The sequence below is a fragment of the Spirosoma spitsbergense DSM 19989 genome, assembly GCF_000374085.1.
GTDB lineage: Bacteria > Bacteroidota > Bacteroidia > Cytophagales > Spirosomataceae > Spirosoma > Spirosoma spitsbergense.
Map to the genome: position 1 here is coordinate 16,643 of NZ_KB893576.1, position 17,315 is coordinate 33,957.

Genomic DNA, 17,315 nt, shown 5'->3' on the forward strand with positions numbered 1-17,315 from the left:
ACTTTGCCTGATCCTTTACGACCTTTGTCTTTTAACTGAACTATGAACGTCGAAAATAAAACCATCATCATTTCCGGTGCCTCGCGGGGCATTGGTCGGGCCACGGCCCTGTTACTGGCTCAGCATGGGGCCAACGTAGTGGCCACCGCCCGTAATGCCGATGACCTGAAAGACCTGGAGAAAACGGCTACCGAAGGATCCGTTCGCGGGAAAATTATAACGGTGCCGGGTGATGTGGCCGATGAAGCCGACATGGAGGCCGTGGTGAAAACGGCGCTGGACCACTTCAAACGCATTGATGTCGTTATCAATAACGCGGGCTATGGCGTCTTTAAAAATGTAGAAGAGATAACTGTCAGTGAATGGGATGGCGTGATGGCCACTAATGTAAAGGGCACGTTTGTGCTGACCAAAGCGGCTTTGCCCACCCTGAAAGCCCAGGGTTCGGGTCATGTTGTAGTGGTCGCTTCGGATGTAGCCAAGCGTACGTTTGCGGGCGGCTCGCTTTATACTGCCAGCAAATACGCGCAGGAAGCCTTTATGGGGGCGTTGCGCAAGGAAGTTCGACCGTTTGGTGTCAAAGTGACGGGCGTGTATTCCGGACTGGTAGATTCCCACTTTCATGAGAAAGGCCACGGCCACGAAACCTCAAAAAACTGGCTCAAGAACGAAGATATGGCGGAGTCTATGCTGTTCATCGTCAGTCGCCCGGCCCACGTGGTCATCGACGAATTCATGGTGCATCCGCTGGAACAGGAGTATTAAGCAGGATAAAAGAGAAGCGTGGGAGGAAGGGGATGAGGGAAATTAAACCGGTTACTTTCTTACTGTCTACTGTATTTATTCTGTCTTGAAAAAAGGCACGGCAATTGTAAGACAGAACCATCGTACGATAAATCTATCGCACAAGTTGAAAGATATAAGAACACCCGGTGAACAGGTTGATAACCTGTTCACCGGGTGTTCTTATATTTACTGGTTGATGACCTACAGCGTGTATTTCAGCGCAATATTCACGATGCGGCCTTCCAGCGGTGCCCAGATGGGGCGGAAGGTGGGCTGTACGGTTGGGTTGGCTCCCAGCACTACGGTTTCGTAGTTGGCCTGCCGGACGTTGAACAGGTTTTCGCCGTTCAGCACCAGCCGCCAGTGATCGTTGTAATGGTATTCGGCAGCCCCGGCCACAATCCAGTAATTAGCCACGCGCTGATTGTCGTACAGATACTGCCGACCCACGAAACTACTTTCGACACCAAACCGGAAGTGCTCATTTTCCCAGGCTACCGTGGTCGAGAATTTGTCCTGCGGAGCTAGCGGAAGGTACGTATTATCGGTTGGTCCGTCGCGACGGGCGAGGGTGTGGTTGTAGCCCAGATAGAGTTCATAATCCTTGTATTCGAGCCGCACGTAGGTATCCGTTCCCACGCTGAACAGGTTATACGGGGCGTTGATCAGTTGCGTATAAAGCCCCAGACTTCCCGATACGCTGGAAAATGCCGACACTACCGGCGTGTTGACGCGCGTGTAATAAAACGCCTGATCGACCTGCACCGAAAAACCACTCTCGAAGGTTTTTGTATAGGCGATATCCATATTTGCCCCGACAGACCGTTCGGCTTTGACCGTGTTTACGTCGATGGGCAGCAAACGCGGGAAAATAAGGCTGACATTCAGCGCACCGGGCGTCTGGTTCACGAACAGGTTGGGCGCTTTGTAGCCCGTGCCAACGCTCAGCCGCACCGTCCAGGGGTCGGCCGGTTTGATTTTAACGGACAGCCGGGGTAGCAGGAAACTCCCGAACGTGTTATGGTGGTCAAAGCGTAAACCCGCCTGCAATGCCACTTTCTCCGTTAGCTGATAATCGTCTTGCACAAAAGCACCGATGGTCTGGTAGGTATACTCCACAAGCCGGGTGCTGTCGGGGTTCTTACGAAAGGCTTCAACCGTCAGGTTGGCCCCACCGATGAGCTGGTTTTTGCCGAAGCGTACCAGGTCATTGGCTTCCAGGTAAACGGAAGCCTGTCGGCCGTCGGATAGTTTCTGGTAGTCGGTATTTTTCCGGTTAAACGAGCTAACGGCCCCTTTGAAGCCGATCACGTTATTTTCGCCTGTATTGTGGCTGCTGTTGAAATCGACCGTATGGCGTTGCAGGTCCGTGATGTTTTTGTACCCGTTGGCCTGTGTACCTTCCAGCCCCGGCAGATACCCGCCTTCGCGGTGTTCGGTCGTAAAGGCGTACCCGACATCGATTTTGGTACGGTCGGAGGGGTCCCAGAAAAAACGGGGGTGAAAATTGAACTGCTTAATACCGGGACTATCCGTAAACCCGTCGCCGGTTACGTCCTGCGCCTGCTGATTGGTGTAGCCGGAAAAAAGCGTCAGGCCCGTCTTATTGTACTTCTGCGAGTAATAGGCGTTCAGGTTATTTTCCTGTAGACCTGAATGGTTGAGCAGGGCCGTAAATTCGGGCGTGGTGGAATGAGGTTTTTTTGAAACGATGTTAATCATACCGCCAATGGCACCACCGCCGTACAGCGTTGAAACGGAACCTTTCACCACTTCAATCTGCTTCAAGTCCAGCGGTGGAATCTGTAGTACGCCGAGGTTGCCCGAAAAGCCTTCGTACAGCGGTAATCCATCGTGCAGAATCTGGGTATACTTCGGGTCGAGGCCCTGCATCCGGATGGCGTGATTGCCGTTTACCGCCGAAGTGCGCTGAACGTGGATGATGGAAATGTCGCCCAGAATACTGCTGATATTTCCCGGTACCACGGCACTTTCTTCGTTCATATCCTCCAGCCCCAGTACTTCTACTTTTATCGGCAAATCCTCGATGCGGGAGTTGGTTCGGGTGGCCGACACCGTTACTTCTTCGATGTTCTCTTCAGCGGCTTTGAGCCGAAAAACCAGTGTGTCGGCTCCCGGCGTTATCGGAAACTTTTCGGTTTCGTAGCCAATCGCACTCACGGTCAGGGTAGCAAGGCCAGCGGGTAAATTTGTGATGCGGGCAAGCCCGGTAACGTCAGTCACGGCTCCCACAACTGGTTTTGTGGCTGTACGAACCGTTGCCGCAATAACGGGCTGTCGGGTCAGGCTATCCTCCACCCGAACGAGTAATGTAGTCTGGCCAAAAACGGGAGCAATGGCCAAAAAGAGTAAAATAAAGAGAAAGAGATGTTTCATCACGTACTGAATTTGTCGGCAAGTTACGGTGTGAATTTGAAGAGAATTTGAAGAATAAGGTTTAGCCCAATCTACCGGTATGAATTATGGGCCTTTTTCCGGTGTTTCGTAGCTGAACGTAAACCCAAAGTCAATGAAGCCAAAAGAACTAAAGGAACGCCCACCCTTATTCAAGAAATTCAAGACCTATTCGGCGGCTGAAATCATTGCTGCGGGGGGAGCTACTGAGTTTGCAAAATTGACTGGACATGACCCAAAAAAGCTGTATCATCTGGAGGGAGAACCCATTTCTCAGGAGGAGTTTGAGGCCGCTCTTAAAGAGTTGGAGCGTAAATGAATATCCTACTGGATACTAATATTCTGCTCTATATAGCGCGGGACAAGTCAAATGAGCATATCATCCGGCTTGTCAAGCCTAATGACGTTATTGTTTATGTGTCATTTGCCTGAATTTCTGAGATAGAGTCAATTGCATTTCAACAGAAATGGACTGGGCGTAAGAAAAAGAGAATAGAGGCCTTTCTGGACAATGTACGTGTCATTGATATCAGCGATTTGATTCTCAAAAATTACATTGACCTTGATGCGTACAGCCAGCGAAACCATCCAGGGTTCTCTGCGTACTCCTTCAAAACGTCCCGCAATATGGGAAAGCATGATTTGTGGCGGTCCGTCGTTACGGTAGCCGCTACGGCTTCGCTGCTGAACCTGACGCTTGTAACGACTGATGGTGATTTTGATCACCTGCATGGGACTTTTCTTAATCTACAGAAAATAGTCCCGGCAACGCTACTCGCTCTCCTTCAGTAGCCCTATCCGGAACGAGTGTTCTTCTCGTTTTGCCTCATACGAATACGTGAGCGATAAGCCGTACCGGTCGCAGATTTGTTTGACCAAAGCCAATCCCAGCCCCGTTGAGTCGGGCCGGGCGGGGTCTTTTACGAAGCGGTTGAACAACTGACTATCGGCGAAGGGAAGTGGTGAGCCATTATTACGAATCGTCAGGGCACTGGCCGTCAATTCAATACCCACGCACCCACCTAATCTGCCGTGCCGGACCACATTTTTGAGCAGGTTGGTCAGCATCACCCCCGCCAGTTGCCGATTTATCCGTAGGTACACATCGGGCCAGATAGCCTCCTTGATCTCCATGTGTTTATGCTCAAAAAAAGGTTCATATTCGGTTACGCTCTGAGCTAGTAAATCACTTAAGTTCAATGGCTCGTTCCGGGCAAACTGGTTGTTTTCCACCTGAGCCAATAACAACAGCGAACGGTTTAGCTGGCTGAGCCGGTTCAGCGCGTTCGTTGCCCGTTGCAGGTGAATATGGTCGGCTTCGGTCAGGTGGCTGGACTGTAGCAGGAAATCCAGTTCGGCCGAGGCTACGGCCAGGGGTGTCTGCAATTCGTGCGAGGCATTTTCGGTGAACTGCTTTTGTAGCAAAAACTGCCGCCGGAGTTTCTGGGTGAGGTCCTGGAGTGACTGACTGAGCAGGCTAAATTCCCGAATGTTGCTTTGTGGGAAAGACGGCTCGTTTCCGGCATCGAGCCGGACGCTCCCCAGTTGACGAATCGTTTCATAAAACGGATGCCACAACCGGCGCGATAGCCACAGCCCGATAATGACGGACAGGGCCATCAGTAGCAGAAAACCAATGATAACACTGACGGACATTTCGCGGGCCAGTTCATTGAACTCAAAATACGGCTGCCGTACTGTAATCAGGTACGTTTGCCCGTGAGCGGTTACTGTTGCCTGAAGCTGACGTACGTCGATGGGGTCGTTATTATCCAGCGAATCAATCAATAGCACATCGCTGAATTCGGCAGGTCTGGGCTGGGCGATGCGCTCAATATGCGGGTTGTCATCAAGGTCGTACAGCCGACCAGCCGGCCGTTGTTGAAGTCGCCGTTCCGTCCGCTCAACCTGCCCCGTCAGTAACTCGTCGACTTCGTGCCGGATACGCTGATGGATGAATGTATAAAAACCGATAGCGCCAACCAGCGCGATAAAAAAAGCCGTCAGCAGCAGGTAACGGGCGGTTTGGCTATACAGACTCATGTTGTTTTGAAGAGGTAACCGGCTCCATAACGGGTCTGAATATAGTCCGGGCAACCGGCGGCCAGCAGCTTCCGGCGAAGATTTTTTACGTGGGTGTACAGAAACTCGTGCGAATCAGCTACATCCATGGCATCGCCCCAGACGTGCTCGGCAATGGCTGATTTAGACAGCAGCCGGTTGACATTTGTTACCAGGAACAGTAGTAGCTCATACTCTTTACCGGTCAACTTTATATCGGTTCCCTGAACGCATACCCGCTGCTGGTCGGGCCAGAGGGTGAGCACACCCGCCTGTACCTGCGCCTGCCCACCAAATAACCGCCGACGCAGTACCGACCGCAACCGGGCGTTGAGTTCGGGCAGGTGAAACGGTTTGGTCAGGTAATCGTCGGCACCGGCATCGAGGCCAGTCAGTTTATCGGCCAGTGCATCTTTAGCCGTTACCATAATAATCCCCGCCGACGATTGCCGATTTTTTAACGCCCGCACCAGATCAAGCCCGTTGCCATCAGGTAGCATCAAATCGACCACAATACAGTCGTAGTCGTAATCGTGGGCTTTTTCGGCCCCCTGGCGGAATGTATCGGCGGTTGTAACGGTATAGCCCTCCCCTTCCAGATAGGTACACACCGCGGTGCGCAGGGGTGGCTCGTCTTCAATGAGGAGGATTTTCATGCCATTGGGGTAGTCACCCGCCTGGTTTTTCAGCAACAAACGGGTGACTGTTTTTGTCGGCTACTGGCTCCACTCGGTGGGTGTTCTATCCCAGCGATGCCCTTTCAGTTCGTGCAGTAACTCGGGTGCCAGGCCACGCCCGTCACTCACACCGGTGTTGGCTTCTACGTTCCGAATCTGACGCATGCCGGGTATGGTAGTGTGTACATCGGGGTTGGCGAGAATAAACCGCAGGGCCATTTCGGCCATGCTCATCCCGGCCGGAATAAGGGGCTTCAGCGCGTCGGCATGCTCCACGCTGCTGTTCAGGTTTTCGGGAACGAAATACGTCGACCGCCAGTCGCTGTCCGGAAAGGTCGTTTCTTTAGTAAACGTACCGGTCAATGTCCCCTCATCGAACGGCACGCGGGCAATCACGCCAATGTTCAGTTCGCGGCAAAGGGGGAACAGGTTATCTTCCGGGTTCTGGTCGAAGATGTTGTAAATGACCTGCACCGCATCAATCTTGCCCGTTCGGAGCGTGTCGAGACAATTGTCCGGCTCCCAGCGATTGACCGAAACGCCCCACGCCTGCACTTTACCCTGCTGGGTGAGTTTGGTAATCACTTCCTGCCATTCGTCGTGACTGGCCCAACTGTCTTCCCACACGTGAAACTGCATCAGGTCGATGGTTTCTACGTTCAGATTTTTCAGGCTTTTCTCCGTGTATTCCACAATGTAGTCGGCAGGGAACACATCGGCAATGCTGGAACCGGCTTTGGAAGGCCACTGCCGGTTTTTGGGTGGTATTTTGGTGGCAGCGTACAGTTTTTTATCCGGGAATTTTTTGAGCAGTTGCCCCAGTATTTCCTCGCTAACGCCTTCGCCATAGCCCCAGGCCGTATCGAAAAAGTTACACCCCAGTTCAACGGAGCGTTCGAGGGCACGGAGCACTTCCTGTTTGTCGGAGCCGGTCCAGCCTGCCAGGCCCCACATGCCGTAGCCAATTTCGGAAACCTGCCAGCCAGTGCGGCCAAATGTTCGGTAATTCATACGTTTGGTTTGGGTTTTGTTATTTGTAGTTTAGTCCACCGTCGTGGTTTGCACGGACAAATAGTTATGCAAACATCACCCGACAAACCGCAAACTGCAAACGAATTCAAAAAAACATGCTTATTCGTATCGTTCGTATGACGTTTCAAGCCGATAAGCTCGATGACTTTCAGGCCATCTTTAATCAGTCGAAACACCACATCCGGGCTTTCCCCGGCAACCTCCACCTCGAACTCCTGCGCGATCCTGACCACCCCCATGTCCGGATGACCTACAGCCTGTGGGCGTCGGCCGATTCGCTGGAAGCCTACCGCCAGAGCCACCTTTTCCGGACCACCTGGGCGGCTACGAAGGCTCTGTTTGCCGAGCGGGCCGTGGCCTTTTCGGGCCAGAAACTGGAGGAGGTGCCCGGCGATTCGGGTGTAAGTAAATTGGGTTACCTTTAGGCTTCTGAAACGGGTAAATCTACGGCTGACTATCCATGAACTATCGGTCTATTCGTATCTGGTTAACCACTTGCCTGTTCCTGGGACTGGCAACGCTGTCGGTTGCCCAGACCACGACCCTNACCGGTATTGTGGCCGATGCGGTNACGGGAAAGCCGATGCCTTTTGCCAATGTGTATGTAGATGGCAGCACGCACGGTACGCTGACGAATGAAGAAGGCCACTATTCGCTGACGGGCGTGCCGCTGGGTAACGACGGTTACTATTACTGGCGTTGGTTGATTTGGATAAACATACGAGCGTAAGGTCAAAAAAGCCCGGTCATTGCGGAAATTTTGACTCTACCTGCCAAAAACAGAGCGCAACTCCATCCTGAAATAGATACAACAAATTAAGCCAGGAGAGCCAGAAATTCATCAGCCCTGAGCAGATTGATCGTTGGGAATGGTACGGAATTTAGTACATCAAAATGCCGGTCTTCTGTAACGATGTAGTCTGCATTGGCGAGTAAAGCGCAATCGGCAAATTTATTGTCGTCGGGGTCAGCTGTTATTAGCTGCCAGAAAAAATGCTTAGTAATCAAGGTTGTATTTGGACTTTGCAAAATGATGTCGAGAATTAAGCTGGCCAGGGCGGGCGTAGCATGCCGGGTAAGGATTTCGGCGTATTCAGTCAGCATATCAGTAGTTACGCACAGGGTATAGCGTTGCTGACGGAACGCCTGCCAAATAGGGTACAGCCGCGATTTGGGCGAATAACAGGCCAGCAGCACATTGGTATCCAGTACGATAGTCATGCTTTATCGCGCTGTTGCTGTAAATGGCGGGTTTGCGACGTGTAGGGTGTGCGGTGGTGACTGTTCAAGCGCTCCGTAATGGTTTGCTCCGTCATGCCTTTGGCAGCCCATTCCTGGTCGGCTAGTTTGTCTAACTGGTCGAATTTGAATTGAAGTAACAGTTGCTTTAGTTCCAGCAGTGTATCGTCGGGTAGTTGTAGCGAGAATAAATCCAATAATTCAAGTTGAGCATTGCTCAACGGTGGCTGAATAGCATTCATATCGGTGTTTTTTTGTGAAGTTAATAAATCCAGGCCAATGGTGTACCTGGTGGCTATGCGAATGGTGGCGCAACAGCATGAATCTGCCTTACCCTATTGAATAGGAAGCTCGTTCCAGTGCGTAACGTAGTTTTGTCTCTTACCCCTACATCACCTGCCCTCATGCTTATTCGTATCGTTCGTATGACGTTTCAAGCCGATAAGCTCGATGACTTTCAGGCCATCTTTAATCAGTCGAAACACCACATCCGGGCTTTCCCCGGCAACCTCCACCTCGAACTCCTGCGTGACCCCGACCACCCCCATGTCCGGATGACCTACAGCCTGTGGGCGTCGGCGGATGCGCTGGAAGCCTACCGCCAGAGCCACCTTTTCCGGACCACCTGGGCGGCTACGAAGACTCTGTTTGCCGAGCGGGCCGTGGCCTTTTCGGGCCAGAAACTGGAGGAGGTGCCCGGCGATTCGGGTGTAAGTAAATTGGGTTACCTTTAGGCTTCTGAAACGGGTAAATCTACGGCTGACTATCCATGAACTATCGGTCTATTCGTATCTGGTTAACCACTTGCCTGTTCCTGGGACTGGCAACGCTGTCGGTTGCCCAGACCACGACCCTAACCGGTATTGTGGCCGATGCGGTGACGGGAAAGCCGATGCCTTTTGCCAATGTGTATGTAGATGGCAGCACGCACGGTACGCTGACGAATGAAGAAGGCCACTATTCGCTGACGGGCGTGCCGCTGGGTAACGTGGAGATCGTGGCGTCCTTTGTTGGGTACACTCCGCAGAAGGGTACCTTCCGGTTTGAGGATGGACAGACAAAAAGTGCTAACTTCCGGCTTAAGCCAACCGACAAAATGCTGGCTTCGGTAACCGTTCATGGCAACTACAAGAAGTGGCAGCAGCACCTCAAACAGTTTAAAAAACAACTCCTTGGCGAGCCTTTTGTGGGGCAGTGCCAGATAATGAATCCCGATGCCCTCAATTTCACCGAAGAAAGGGGCCACCTGAAAGCGACGGCCGCTGAACCCGTCGTTATCGAAAATCTGGCTACCGGCTATCGGATGTGGTACGATATGCTCTATTTCGACGGGACCTCCCGGAAAGTGTATTTTGCCGGTACCACCCGATTCGAGGAGATGAAACCGGAAAACGAACGGCAGGCGAATCGCTTCCGGCGCAACCGGATGATTGCCTACAAAGGCTCGACCCGGCACCTGATGGCCAGCCTGATTGACAGTACCTACGCGCAGGAAGGGTTTATGGTGTATCAGGAAAATATGGGGGTGCCGATGGCTAAATCACTGGCCAACCGAATTACGCTGGAAGGCTCGGTTGGTGATAGCAGCCGAAAAGGGCATTTGCAACCCATAAACCTGAACCGGTTGATTCTGCCGGGCCGGTTGCCCTTCGAACGACGGCTGGTATCGGATAAATCGCTGATCGTCTTTTATACTTTTGCCACATCGAACTATTCACCCTATGTGGATGCCCGGTATGCCTATTCGGAAATTAAGCTCCCCACTGGCCAGATACAACTGACTGTCGATGGGACGGTGACGGTGCCGAACGGCATGGAAGAGTCCGGCTCGCTGGGCGACGACCGCCTGTCGCGAATGCTCCCCGCCGACTGGCAGCCGAATAAAATCGATGCAGATTCCGTCAGCAGCAAGCCGGTTGTGGCGCAGGGAAAATTACTGCCGCCCGATGCCCGGATGAATCGCATCGCTACGGCCTTCAATGACCGGTTTACCCTCCGGGCACCGGTGCTGTTCGTCCACACCGATAAACCGCTCTACGCCACCGGCGACCGTATGTGGCTCAGTACCTACCTGCTCGATGCCAGCACTAATAGTCGGCCTCTGGGCGAAACGGCTGTCCATGTAGACTTACTGACGCCCGCCGGTAAACTCGTGCAGCACCAGTGGCTGCGGGTAACGGATGGCCGGGCTGCGGGAAGTTTTCGCCTGTCAGACTCGCTGGCTTCCGGTACGTATCGACTGCGGGCGTATACCGATGAGGATGATGCCCAGCATGGACCGGCTTTCGAACGTTCGATTGCGGTGTACAACCTTGTTCAGTCAACAGCAGCCGGAAATATTGAAATGGAGTCGAAGCCCCTGGATGTCCAGTTTCTGCCCGAAGGTGGCCGCTGGATAACGGGATTACCCGCCCGACTGGGTATCAAAGCGATTGGGCCGGATGGAAAGGGCGTTTTGGTCTCGGGGCGGGTTGTAAATAATGAAGGGGCAGAAATCACCCGGTTCAAAACGAGTGCGCTGGGCATGGGTAGTGTCATATTAACGCCGGTTGAAGGACGGAAATACTACGCTGAACTGGCGTACAACGGGCAGCAGCAGGTTGTATCCCTTCCTGCCATAGAGTCAGAAGGACTATTGCTGTCCGCTGATGTCGTCAGCGATACTAACCGATTAGGTATCACCATTACCGGCACCAGCCGGTCGGCGCAGGATTCCGCGTATATTCTGATTCAGCAGCAGGGGCGGATTGTGGACCAGCGAAAAGTACTACTGGAAAACGGCGTGGCCCGCGTGAGCCTGCCCGTGGCAGGGCTTCCGGCGGGATTGAATCAGCTAACCCTCTACGATGCCTCGGCTCATCCGCAGGCCGAGCGGCTGTTCTTCATTCCCGACCGGTTGCCGCCCCTTCGCGTGTTGCTGGGCCTGAATAAAACCACCTATCAGCCCCGTGAGCGGGCCATCCTAAGCGTCAATTTGTTCGATGATGGCATTCCCGTGGTGGCAGCTCTGTCGGCTTCGGTTACGGACGTGGGGCAGGTGCCGGACGATACGGCTGCGGCTACATTTCAAACCCACCTGCTGCTGACGGGCGAACTACGGGGCCGCGTGGAGCAACCGAATAGCTACCTGAAAGACAATACCCCCGAAACGCGCCGGGCGCTGGACGACCTGCTGCTCACCCAGGGCTGGCGACGGGTGACGGGTACGCCCCAAACCGAACTACTGGGGGGCGTGTCGCTGATGGGCCGCATACTTGACGCTAAAAACCAGCCCATTGCCGATGCACAGGTCATCGTGGCCTCTACCACGTCCGACCCATCGTTCGTCCGGTCGGCGGGGGCCGACCGGAGAGGGCGGTTCCGGCTGGCGGGACTCCCCATTGCCGACACGGTACAACTGATGACCCAGCTTACCGATCACCAACTGAAGGAACTGCCCGATAAAGCAGCCCACCTCGTGCTGGAGGGTCCGGGCACGGCCTGGGAGAAAGATACCATGAGTAGTATGCCTAACTGGGTTGCCCTGCGTGCTCAGTTAGCGGCCGCCCGCGTTCGGCAGGAAGCCGACGTCGATTTGTATAGGGATAAAACCGTTAAACAACTCAAAGAAGTAGTGGTACGGGCACGAAGACCCGATGAACGCCCGGACGATATTCGTCGCAGGAGTATACATAATTCGGCTGATGCAACGCTTATTTTCGACGAGAACAGTTCCAGTTTTGCCAATCTTTACGAAATGATACGGGGAAGGTTAGCTGGTGTAAATGTGCTGCAAATAACGACATCGGAAAAATCCGGGTATCAGGTACTGATTCGGGGTGCCAACAGCGTGAATGGGAGTACATCGCCCTTATTTTTGATAGATGGCATGGCTATTCAGGATCAGGATGGAACGGGCCTGTTGAATTTTAGTCCGGGCGATATCGAACGGGTCGAGTTGCTGAAAAACGGCGGAACGGCTGGTATTTATGGGGTTCGGGGTGGTAGCGGAGTGATTGCTTTTTATACTAAAACCTACCGGCCTGACCAACTCAAAAACGAGGAGAAGAAGGGTATGAAGGCTGTTCAACTGATTGGCTACCCTTCCGTGCAGCGGGAGTTTTACGTGCCCCGTTACGCTACCGAGTCCCAGCCCGTTGCCCTGAATGACCGCATCGACCGACGGGATGTATTATACTGGAAACCGCTGATGCAAACCGATGGGCAGGGACGCTGTCAGGTACAGTTCCCCCTCTCCGATGTGGTTCGTACCCTTCGCGTAACCGTACAGGGCATCAGCATGAGCGGCCGCCCGGTAGTGGGGGTGACGTTGATAAAGGTGCAGTAAGGAGGTTTCCGTACTGGAATCGGGGTAGGGCTAAGCCAACGCAAGAACGCTATTCGCCTGCCACGATTAATTTCCCCTGTGTATCGAACCGGATTTTGCCATTCTGATTCAGCGTTACTTTCCGGGCGGTTACGGGTTCAGGAATGGATACGGTATGGTTCTGACCGATAACGACCGCATCGCAGGGGTAAGGAACGCGCCCGCCCGACCAGATCCCCGCATTTGTCCAGACTCCCGTCTGACTACTGGTGATGGTGCCACAGGTCGTAAATCCGGCCATTTTGGTTTCTGTATTAGCCCAGATTCTCCCCGTATTCGTGAATCGAAAGTGTTCGTTACCCGTCCGTGAAAACTCGGTCAGGAAGCGATTACCTGGTGTAGTAATCGTGGGGGGTGTTCTGAACGGGGCCAGATTAGAAGAGGTAATGTTGGGCGCATCGGAACTGTAATTCTGCTCGCTCCAGCCAGTAGCTTCGTGGCCCCAGAGCCAGGCGCAGTACCAGGCAAAATAATGTTTGGCCTGCGTATAGGTACTGAAATAATCGGGTGTGGTGATGGAGAAAACCTTAAAGCCTATCTGTTTCTGAAACTGCCGCAAGGTGTCGGATTTGGCCCGCCAGTAATCCCACTCATCATACTGAGAACCATTTTCTCCGGCAAAACGAAAGTAGTTGCCGTTAATAATTACGTGACTCTCAAATAAATAACCATCCTGACTACCAAGCGCACTGGGTATCTGGGTCGGGTTATACACCGGGTTGTAGGCATTCTGGAAGAGACAGGTGGAGTAGAGCGTATTGGCCAGCACCACCAGGTTTTTAGTGTGGGCGTACTGTACGGCGTTGGTCATGCGGCTGCGCGATACGCCATCTACATACCCGCATTCGTCAAAAAGTACGCCTTTAAAACCAAATGCGCTGATGGCATCCAGCCGTTGAAAAATCTGCGCTTCGGTGAGCGGAGTGGGTATTTTCTGCGACAGACTAACGTATCCATATACCTTGGTGGCTGGATTGATAAGGTCCAGAATCGTTTTGGCCTTAGGAGCTTCCGCCGGGTTTTTACTGTAATCCTCAATCTGATCGGGCCAAACGACGTATGCGTAGCGGCTAAACTCGGTAGCGGCTTCTTGCGCGGTGGTCAGGCCGTTTATTTTAGCGGGGAAGCCGTAATAAATCAGCAGTGGTTTGGGCGAAACCGTCTGGGCGGAGGTTGGTTCTTTGCTAAGGCAGATGAGGATAAGCTGGATAACGAGAGTGGATAGGACCTGTCTGGGTAAGTTCATGGGGGGATAGATAATTGTGATTGGATAAGGTGCTGGTTGTAAAAGCGTTGGCTGGTCGGGTACTACTACTTGTCCGTGCTTGGTAAGGGCTACTTGGCCCAGGCTGGTGTTGGCGTAGCAGGGGCGAATAACTCGTCGATGTAGTAGTCCCGACGGCTGCGTTTATCGCACTCTTCCCCACCGATTGGGTAATGACAGGGCGCATACACACCTACATTATCGGGGTTCATCAGGCTCTCGTAAGCACCCATCGTAAATTTACTGGTTCGATGGATTCGTTTGAGCAGACAGTGGCCTAATTCATGAAAAACCAGGCCTTCCCGTTCTTCTTTGTTGGCCTTCTGCCAGCAGAAGGAGTCACTGTTCAGGACAATGCGGGGCGTTTTCCCGTTCTCCAACAGGCATTCCCCGCAAATATCTTCCTTTAGTACCGTTCCGAATGTGATGATCAGATTGGCTGTTGACACCGGATTATTCCGCTTGCCGGCTTCTTCCCGGAATGACTTCACATACAGTTCTACCTCTGCCGGGACGCTGTACTGTATCGGTTCCGGCTCGGCCGTTTGGGAGGACTGACAACTGAGCAGAATCAGGAGTAGTAACAGCAAAAATTGCGATATCGTACGCATAAAGGAGCGGGAAGTCATTGAAGGTACAAAAAAGACGGATTCGTCCTGATTATGAATTCGCTGAATGAACGTACCATTCCGGGCAAGCCGGTTAATTTTTACCGTAGAAGGGCATTCTGTTTTTTGGGCTTCATCCCTCGCCATGCCAGCCACGCCACCGCCCCCACGCACAGGGCAAACCAGATGAAGGGCAGGCGCAGGTCGAGCAGGGATAGTCCGCCAAAAAGCACCGTTGTGGTTATACTTGCCAGCCCCTGCATGGCCTGATTGATGCCAAATATTTCGCCCCGGTCGGCGTCCGTCGTGTGCCCTGCCATTAGACCCTCTATCAATCCCTGAATCAGCGAGATGGTCAGGCAGTCGATGGTAACGAGTACGTATAAACTTACCACTGAGGTGCCAATAAAACTGTACCCTGCCAGCACCGGTACCGACAGGGCGGCCAGCCAGACAATGGCCCGGCGCTGATTGATGCGGTCGGCAAAGTAGGTGTAGAACACGTAGTTTATAACCACGCTCAGGAAGCCGAAATACATGAAGAAGTACGAAATCTGGCGGGCATCCATCTGCATGGAACCGAAGCTCACAAACGTGACGAAGTAAAAGTAGTAGCCCGTACTCATGGTGAGGGCTACCTGCATGAGTACCAACTGCTTCAGTCCTGGAGAGGCTGTGTCCTTACGGGCTAGTCGCTGCCAGAGCGTTGTAATATCCACTGCCTGCCCAACCTCGGTTTTTAGCTCGCTCAGGTCAATCGGTACAGGGGGTGTCTGTTTTGTTTCGCGCAGGAGTAGACTCAATACCACATTGACGGTCGATAGGATAATGGCCATCAGAATGACGACCCGCGCCTGGTTTTCGGCATCGGTTACGTCGAGCACGGTTAGCAGTAAGCCCGCTACGCCCGGCCCGACCACGAAACCAAGCGAGAGAATCGATCCTTCGATACCCAGATTTTTAAAGAGCTTCTCCGGGGGCGAAATATCCGTAATGGCTGATCGGACCGTAGCGTACATGCCATTCGTTAAGCCATCGCTTACCCGGTTCACCAGGTAAAATCCCAGCCGGACGGGGAGCAGCAGGCAGTTGGCCAGCAGGGTACCAACGGCCGATACGATGAAAATGGACCGGCGACCGTAACCATCAGACAGTTTGCCCAGCAACGGTCCCGAGAATAGTTGCACGCCCAGAAAAAGTCCCGTACCCAGAGCCAGCCACAACTCGGGATGGAATCGTCCTTTCACAAACGCTGGTAACACGGGAGCCACCGCTGAACCGACAACAACATCGAAAAAAATAATAGCATAAATGAGCAACAACCGGCGGTCCTGAACCATGCCGAAAGGTACTGGATTTATAGCCATTCACCATGGAGTCGGGCACTACTATCGGGGAGCTTTTACAGGAAATGACCGGTAGTGAATGACTGTCGGTAACGCGGAGCCATTAGCAAAACGATTGGATGAACGTGTGTATCTTTACCGAAAAAAGAGTCATGGCCACTACCGTACAATTTCAAACGCAACTGACCTTTCAGCAGGTAGCCCAGTTGGTTCGTCAACTGCCCGCCAAAGACAAGCAGAAACTGGCGAAACTCCTTGAAGAAGAAACCGATGCACCCCAACAGCCCGGATCAAACGACGAGGCTGGCCTGAGTGCCACTCAGCGTAAAACAGTGGCCAACATTAGGCAGGGTTTCAAGGGGTTGAAGCTGATGAAGGAAGGGAAGCTGAAGGCTAGACCGCTATCTGATTTGCTCGATGAATTATAAAGTCGAGACGATACCGAACTTCGACAGAGAGTTTAAACGACTGGCTAAAAAATACTCCTCGCTGAAAGGAGACGTGGGTGCCTTGGGTCAACTATTGGAAGAAAATCCCGACCAGGGAACGGCTATCGGCAAAAACTGCTATAAAATTCGAATGGCTATCAAGAGCAAAGGGCACTACTATCAGGGGGCGCACGGGTAATTACCTGTGTGGTAGCCATTGACGAACGGGTTGTGTTACTCTCCATCTACGACAAGGCCGAGCAGGCCGATATTGCCGATTCTTTCCTGAATCAACTTCTGAACGAAGCGGGCCTTTAACTTTTACCGGCGTTCGATGTTGCTGAGTTGCTCCAGCAGGTAATCCCGTTTGGCTTTGGTAACCGGCACCTGAGCGCCATCGGCCATGAGCAGGTAGCCACCCTCCTGCTTCACAATCTTGCGCAGGTAGGCCGGGTTGATCAGGTGGGAGTGGTGTACCCGCACAAAACCACTGGGTTCAAGTGCCTGCTCCACTTCTTTCAGCGTCCGGCAAATGAGCAGGGAATGGCCACCATCCATATAAAAATGGGTGTAGCTGGCATCGGCTGTACAGCGTACAATGTTGGTAATGATTACGATTTCATGGCCTTCATGCGTGGGTAAGGCTACACGGGTCGAAACCACGGGGGAGGGGTTCTGGTAATACTCTTTGAACAGAGCGAACTGAGAAACCTGCAACTGCCGGGTTCTGCGCTGTTGCCACAGGTCAAGACTTTCCTTCAGTTCAGATTCCTGGATGGGTTTGAGCAGGTAATTGAGGGCGCTGAACCGAAACGCCCGGATGGCATACTGGTCGTAAGCAGTCGTGAAAATTACATCGAAATTGAACTCACCCACTCGCTCCAGCAGGTCGAATCCATTGAGCCGGGGCATCTCAATATCAAGGAATAGGATATCGAACGGGGTTTGGCGGATGTAGTCCACCGCCAGTTCGGGCTGTTGAAACGTTGCCAGTATGTCTACGTCCATCGCCAGTTTCCGGAGTTTGATAGCCAGTAGCTCTGTGGCGTATTTTTCGTCGTCAATCAAAATAACTTTCATGGTTAGTGGCGGT

At 52.9% G+C, this 17,315-nt stretch carries 18 protein-coding genes and 1 pseudogene; 9 read left to right on the plus strand and 10 right to left on the minus strand.

Features of this window, described 5'->3' with window-relative positions; translation table 11 throughout:
* Positions 1-42: 42 nt before the first annotated feature.
* A complete protein-coding gene (locus B157_RS0125200) occupies positions 43-765 on the plus strand; it encodes an SDR family oxidoreductase (RefSeq protein WP_020606089.1) in 723 nt (240 codons plus the stop codon).
* 222 nt (positions 766-987) lie between these two features.
* Here the strand turns inward: B157_RS0125200 and B157_RS0125205 are convergent, their stop codons facing one another.
* Positions 988-3,183, minus strand: a complete 2,196-nt coding sequence (locus B157_RS0125205; RefSeq protein WP_020606090.1) for a TonB-dependent receptor — start codon at positions 3,181-3,183, stop codon at positions 988-990.
* Positions 3,184-3,316: 133 nt separating this feature from the next.
* Here B157_RS0125205 and B157_RS0125210 point away from each other — a divergent pair, with 133 nt between their 5' ends.
* On the plus strand, positions 3,317-3,520 hold the full coding sequence (locus B157_RS0125210) for a hypothetical protein (protein WP_020606091.1): 204 nt from the start codon (positions 3,317-3,319) through the stop codon (positions 3,518-3,520).
* 218 nt (positions 3,521-3,738) lie between these two features.
* Positions 3,739-3,993, plus strand: a complete 255-nt coding sequence (locus tag B157_RS38540; RefSeq protein WP_157618586.1) for a PIN domain-containing protein — start codon at positions 3,739-3,741, stop codon at positions 3,991-3,993.
* Here the strand turns inward: B157_RS38540 and B157_RS0125225 are convergent.
* The 3 genes from B157_RS0125225 to B157_RS0125235 are packed head-to-tail and all read right to left on the minus strand — an operon-like array spanning position 3,973 to position 6,950.
* Positions 3,973-5,244, minus strand: a complete 1,272-nt coding sequence (locus tag B157_RS0125225) for a sensor histidine kinase (RefSeq protein ID WP_020606093.1) — start codon at positions 5,242-5,244, stop codon at positions 3,973-3,975. The two genes, B157_RS38540 and B157_RS0125225, sit on opposite strands and share 21 nt — an antisense overlap.
* On the minus strand, positions 5,241-5,918 hold the full coding sequence (locus B157_RS0125230) for a response regulator transcription factor (protein WP_026308958.1): 678 nt from the start codon (positions 5,916-5,918) through the stop codon (positions 5,241-5,243). Before B157_RS0125230 ends, B157_RS0125225 begins: the two co-directional genes overlap by 4 nt.
* 60 nt (positions 5,919-5,978) lie before the next feature.
* The gene (locus B157_RS0125235; protein WP_020606095.1) at positions 5,979-6,950 is read right to left on the minus strand and encodes an aldo/keto reductase; all 972 of its coding nucleotides are present in this window, start codon (positions 6,948-6,950) and stop codon (positions 5,979-5,981) included.
* A gap of 116 nt (positions 6,951-7,066) precedes the next feature.
* Between B157_RS0125235 and B157_RS0125240 the strand changes: the two genes are divergently transcribed.
* Together B157_RS0125240 and B157_RS0125245 are read left to right on the plus strand one after the other, a co-directional pair.
* Positions 7,067-7,396 (plus strand): putative quinol monooxygenase, encoded by a 330-nt coding sequence (locus B157_RS0125240; RefSeq protein ID WP_026308959.1) that lies wholly within the window; start codon positions 7,067-7,069, stop codon positions 7,394-7,396.
* Positions 7,397-7,431: 35 nt separating this feature from the next.
* Positions 7,432-7,647 (plus strand): annotated as a pseudogene (locus B157_RS0125245) (carboxypeptidase regulatory-like domain-containing protein); the annotation flags it as partial.
* A gap of 140 nt (positions 7,648-7,787) precedes the next feature.
* Here the strand turns inward: B157_RS0125245 and B157_RS0125250 are convergent.
* Together B157_RS0125250 and B157_RS0125255 are read right to left on the minus strand one after the other, a co-directional pair.
* Positions 7,788-8,192: a putative toxin-antitoxin system toxin component, PIN family gene (locus B157_RS0125250; RefSeq protein WP_020606098.1), complete on the minus strand. Its 405-nt coding sequence runs from the start codon at positions 8,190-8,192 to the stop codon at positions 7,788-7,790.
* Positions 8,189-8,452 carry a hypothetical protein gene (locus B157_RS0125255; RefSeq protein WP_020606099.1) on the minus strand — a complete coding sequence of 88 codons (264 nt, stop codon included), beginning with the start codon at positions 8,450-8,452 and terminating at the stop codon, positions 8,189-8,191. The genes B157_RS0125250 and B157_RS0125255 overlap by 4 nt, the downstream gene beginning before the upstream one ends.
* Before the next feature lie 162 nt (positions 8,453-8,614).
* Between B157_RS0125255 and B157_RS0125260 the strand changes: the two genes are divergently transcribed.
* Together B157_RS0125260 and B157_RS0125265 are read left to right on the plus strand one after the other, a co-directional pair.
* A complete protein-coding gene (locus B157_RS0125260) occupies positions 8,615-8,944 on the plus strand; it encodes a putative quinol monooxygenase (protein ID WP_026308960.1) in 330 nt (109 codons plus the stop codon).
* A gap of 35 nt (positions 8,945-8,979) precedes the next feature.
* Complete coding sequence (locus B157_RS0125265; RefSeq protein ID WP_020606101.1) at positions 8,980-12,537, plus strand: carboxypeptidase regulatory-like domain-containing protein; 3,558 nt, start codon at positions 8,980-8,982, stop codon at positions 12,535-12,537.
* Between the two features lie 49 nt (positions 12,538-12,586).
* Here B157_RS0125265 and B157_RS0125270 read toward each other — a convergent pair whose 3' ends face one another.
* From B157_RS0125270 to B157_RS0125280, 3 genes are all read right to left on the minus strand, one after another.
* The gene (locus B157_RS0125270) at positions 12,587-13,822 is read right to left on the minus strand and encodes a hypothetical protein (RefSeq protein WP_020606102.1); all 1,236 of its coding nucleotides are present in this window, start codon (positions 13,820-13,822) and stop codon (positions 12,587-12,589) included.
* Between the two features lie 89 nt (positions 13,823-13,911).
* Entirely contained in the window at positions 13,912-14,451 is a 540-nt protein-coding gene (locus tag B157_RS0125275) for a putative metallopeptidase (protein WP_026308961.1), read from the minus strand.
* 98 nt (positions 14,452-14,549) lie between these two features.
* Positions 14,550-15,788: an MFS transporter gene (locus tag B157_RS0125280; protein WP_020606104.1), complete on the minus strand. Its 1,239-nt coding sequence runs from the start codon at positions 15,786-15,788 to the stop codon at positions 14,550-14,552.
* Positions 15,789-15,946: 158 nt separating this feature from the next.
* On the opposite strand from B157_RS0125280, the gene B157_RS0125285 reads away from it, so the two are divergent.
* Complete coding sequence (locus B157_RS0125285; protein WP_020606105.1) at positions 15,947-16,222, plus strand: hypothetical protein; 276 nt, start codon at positions 15,947-15,949, stop codon at positions 16,220-16,222.
* Entirely contained in the window at positions 16,212-16,421 is a 210-nt protein-coding gene (locus B157_RS40320; protein ID WP_342664715.1) for a hypothetical protein, read from the plus strand. Before B157_RS0125285 ends, B157_RS40320 begins: the two co-directional genes overlap by 11 nt.
* 122 nt (positions 16,422-16,543) lie before the next feature.
* On the opposite strand, the gene B157_RS0125295 is transcribed toward B157_RS40320, so the two are convergent.
* Positions 16,544-17,302 carry a LytR/AlgR family response regulator transcription factor gene (locus B157_RS0125295; RefSeq protein WP_020606107.1) on the minus strand — a complete coding sequence of 253 codons (759 nt, stop codon included), beginning with the start codon at positions 17,300-17,302 and terminating at the stop codon, positions 16,544-16,546.
* Positions 17,303-17,315: the final 13 nt, after the last annotated feature.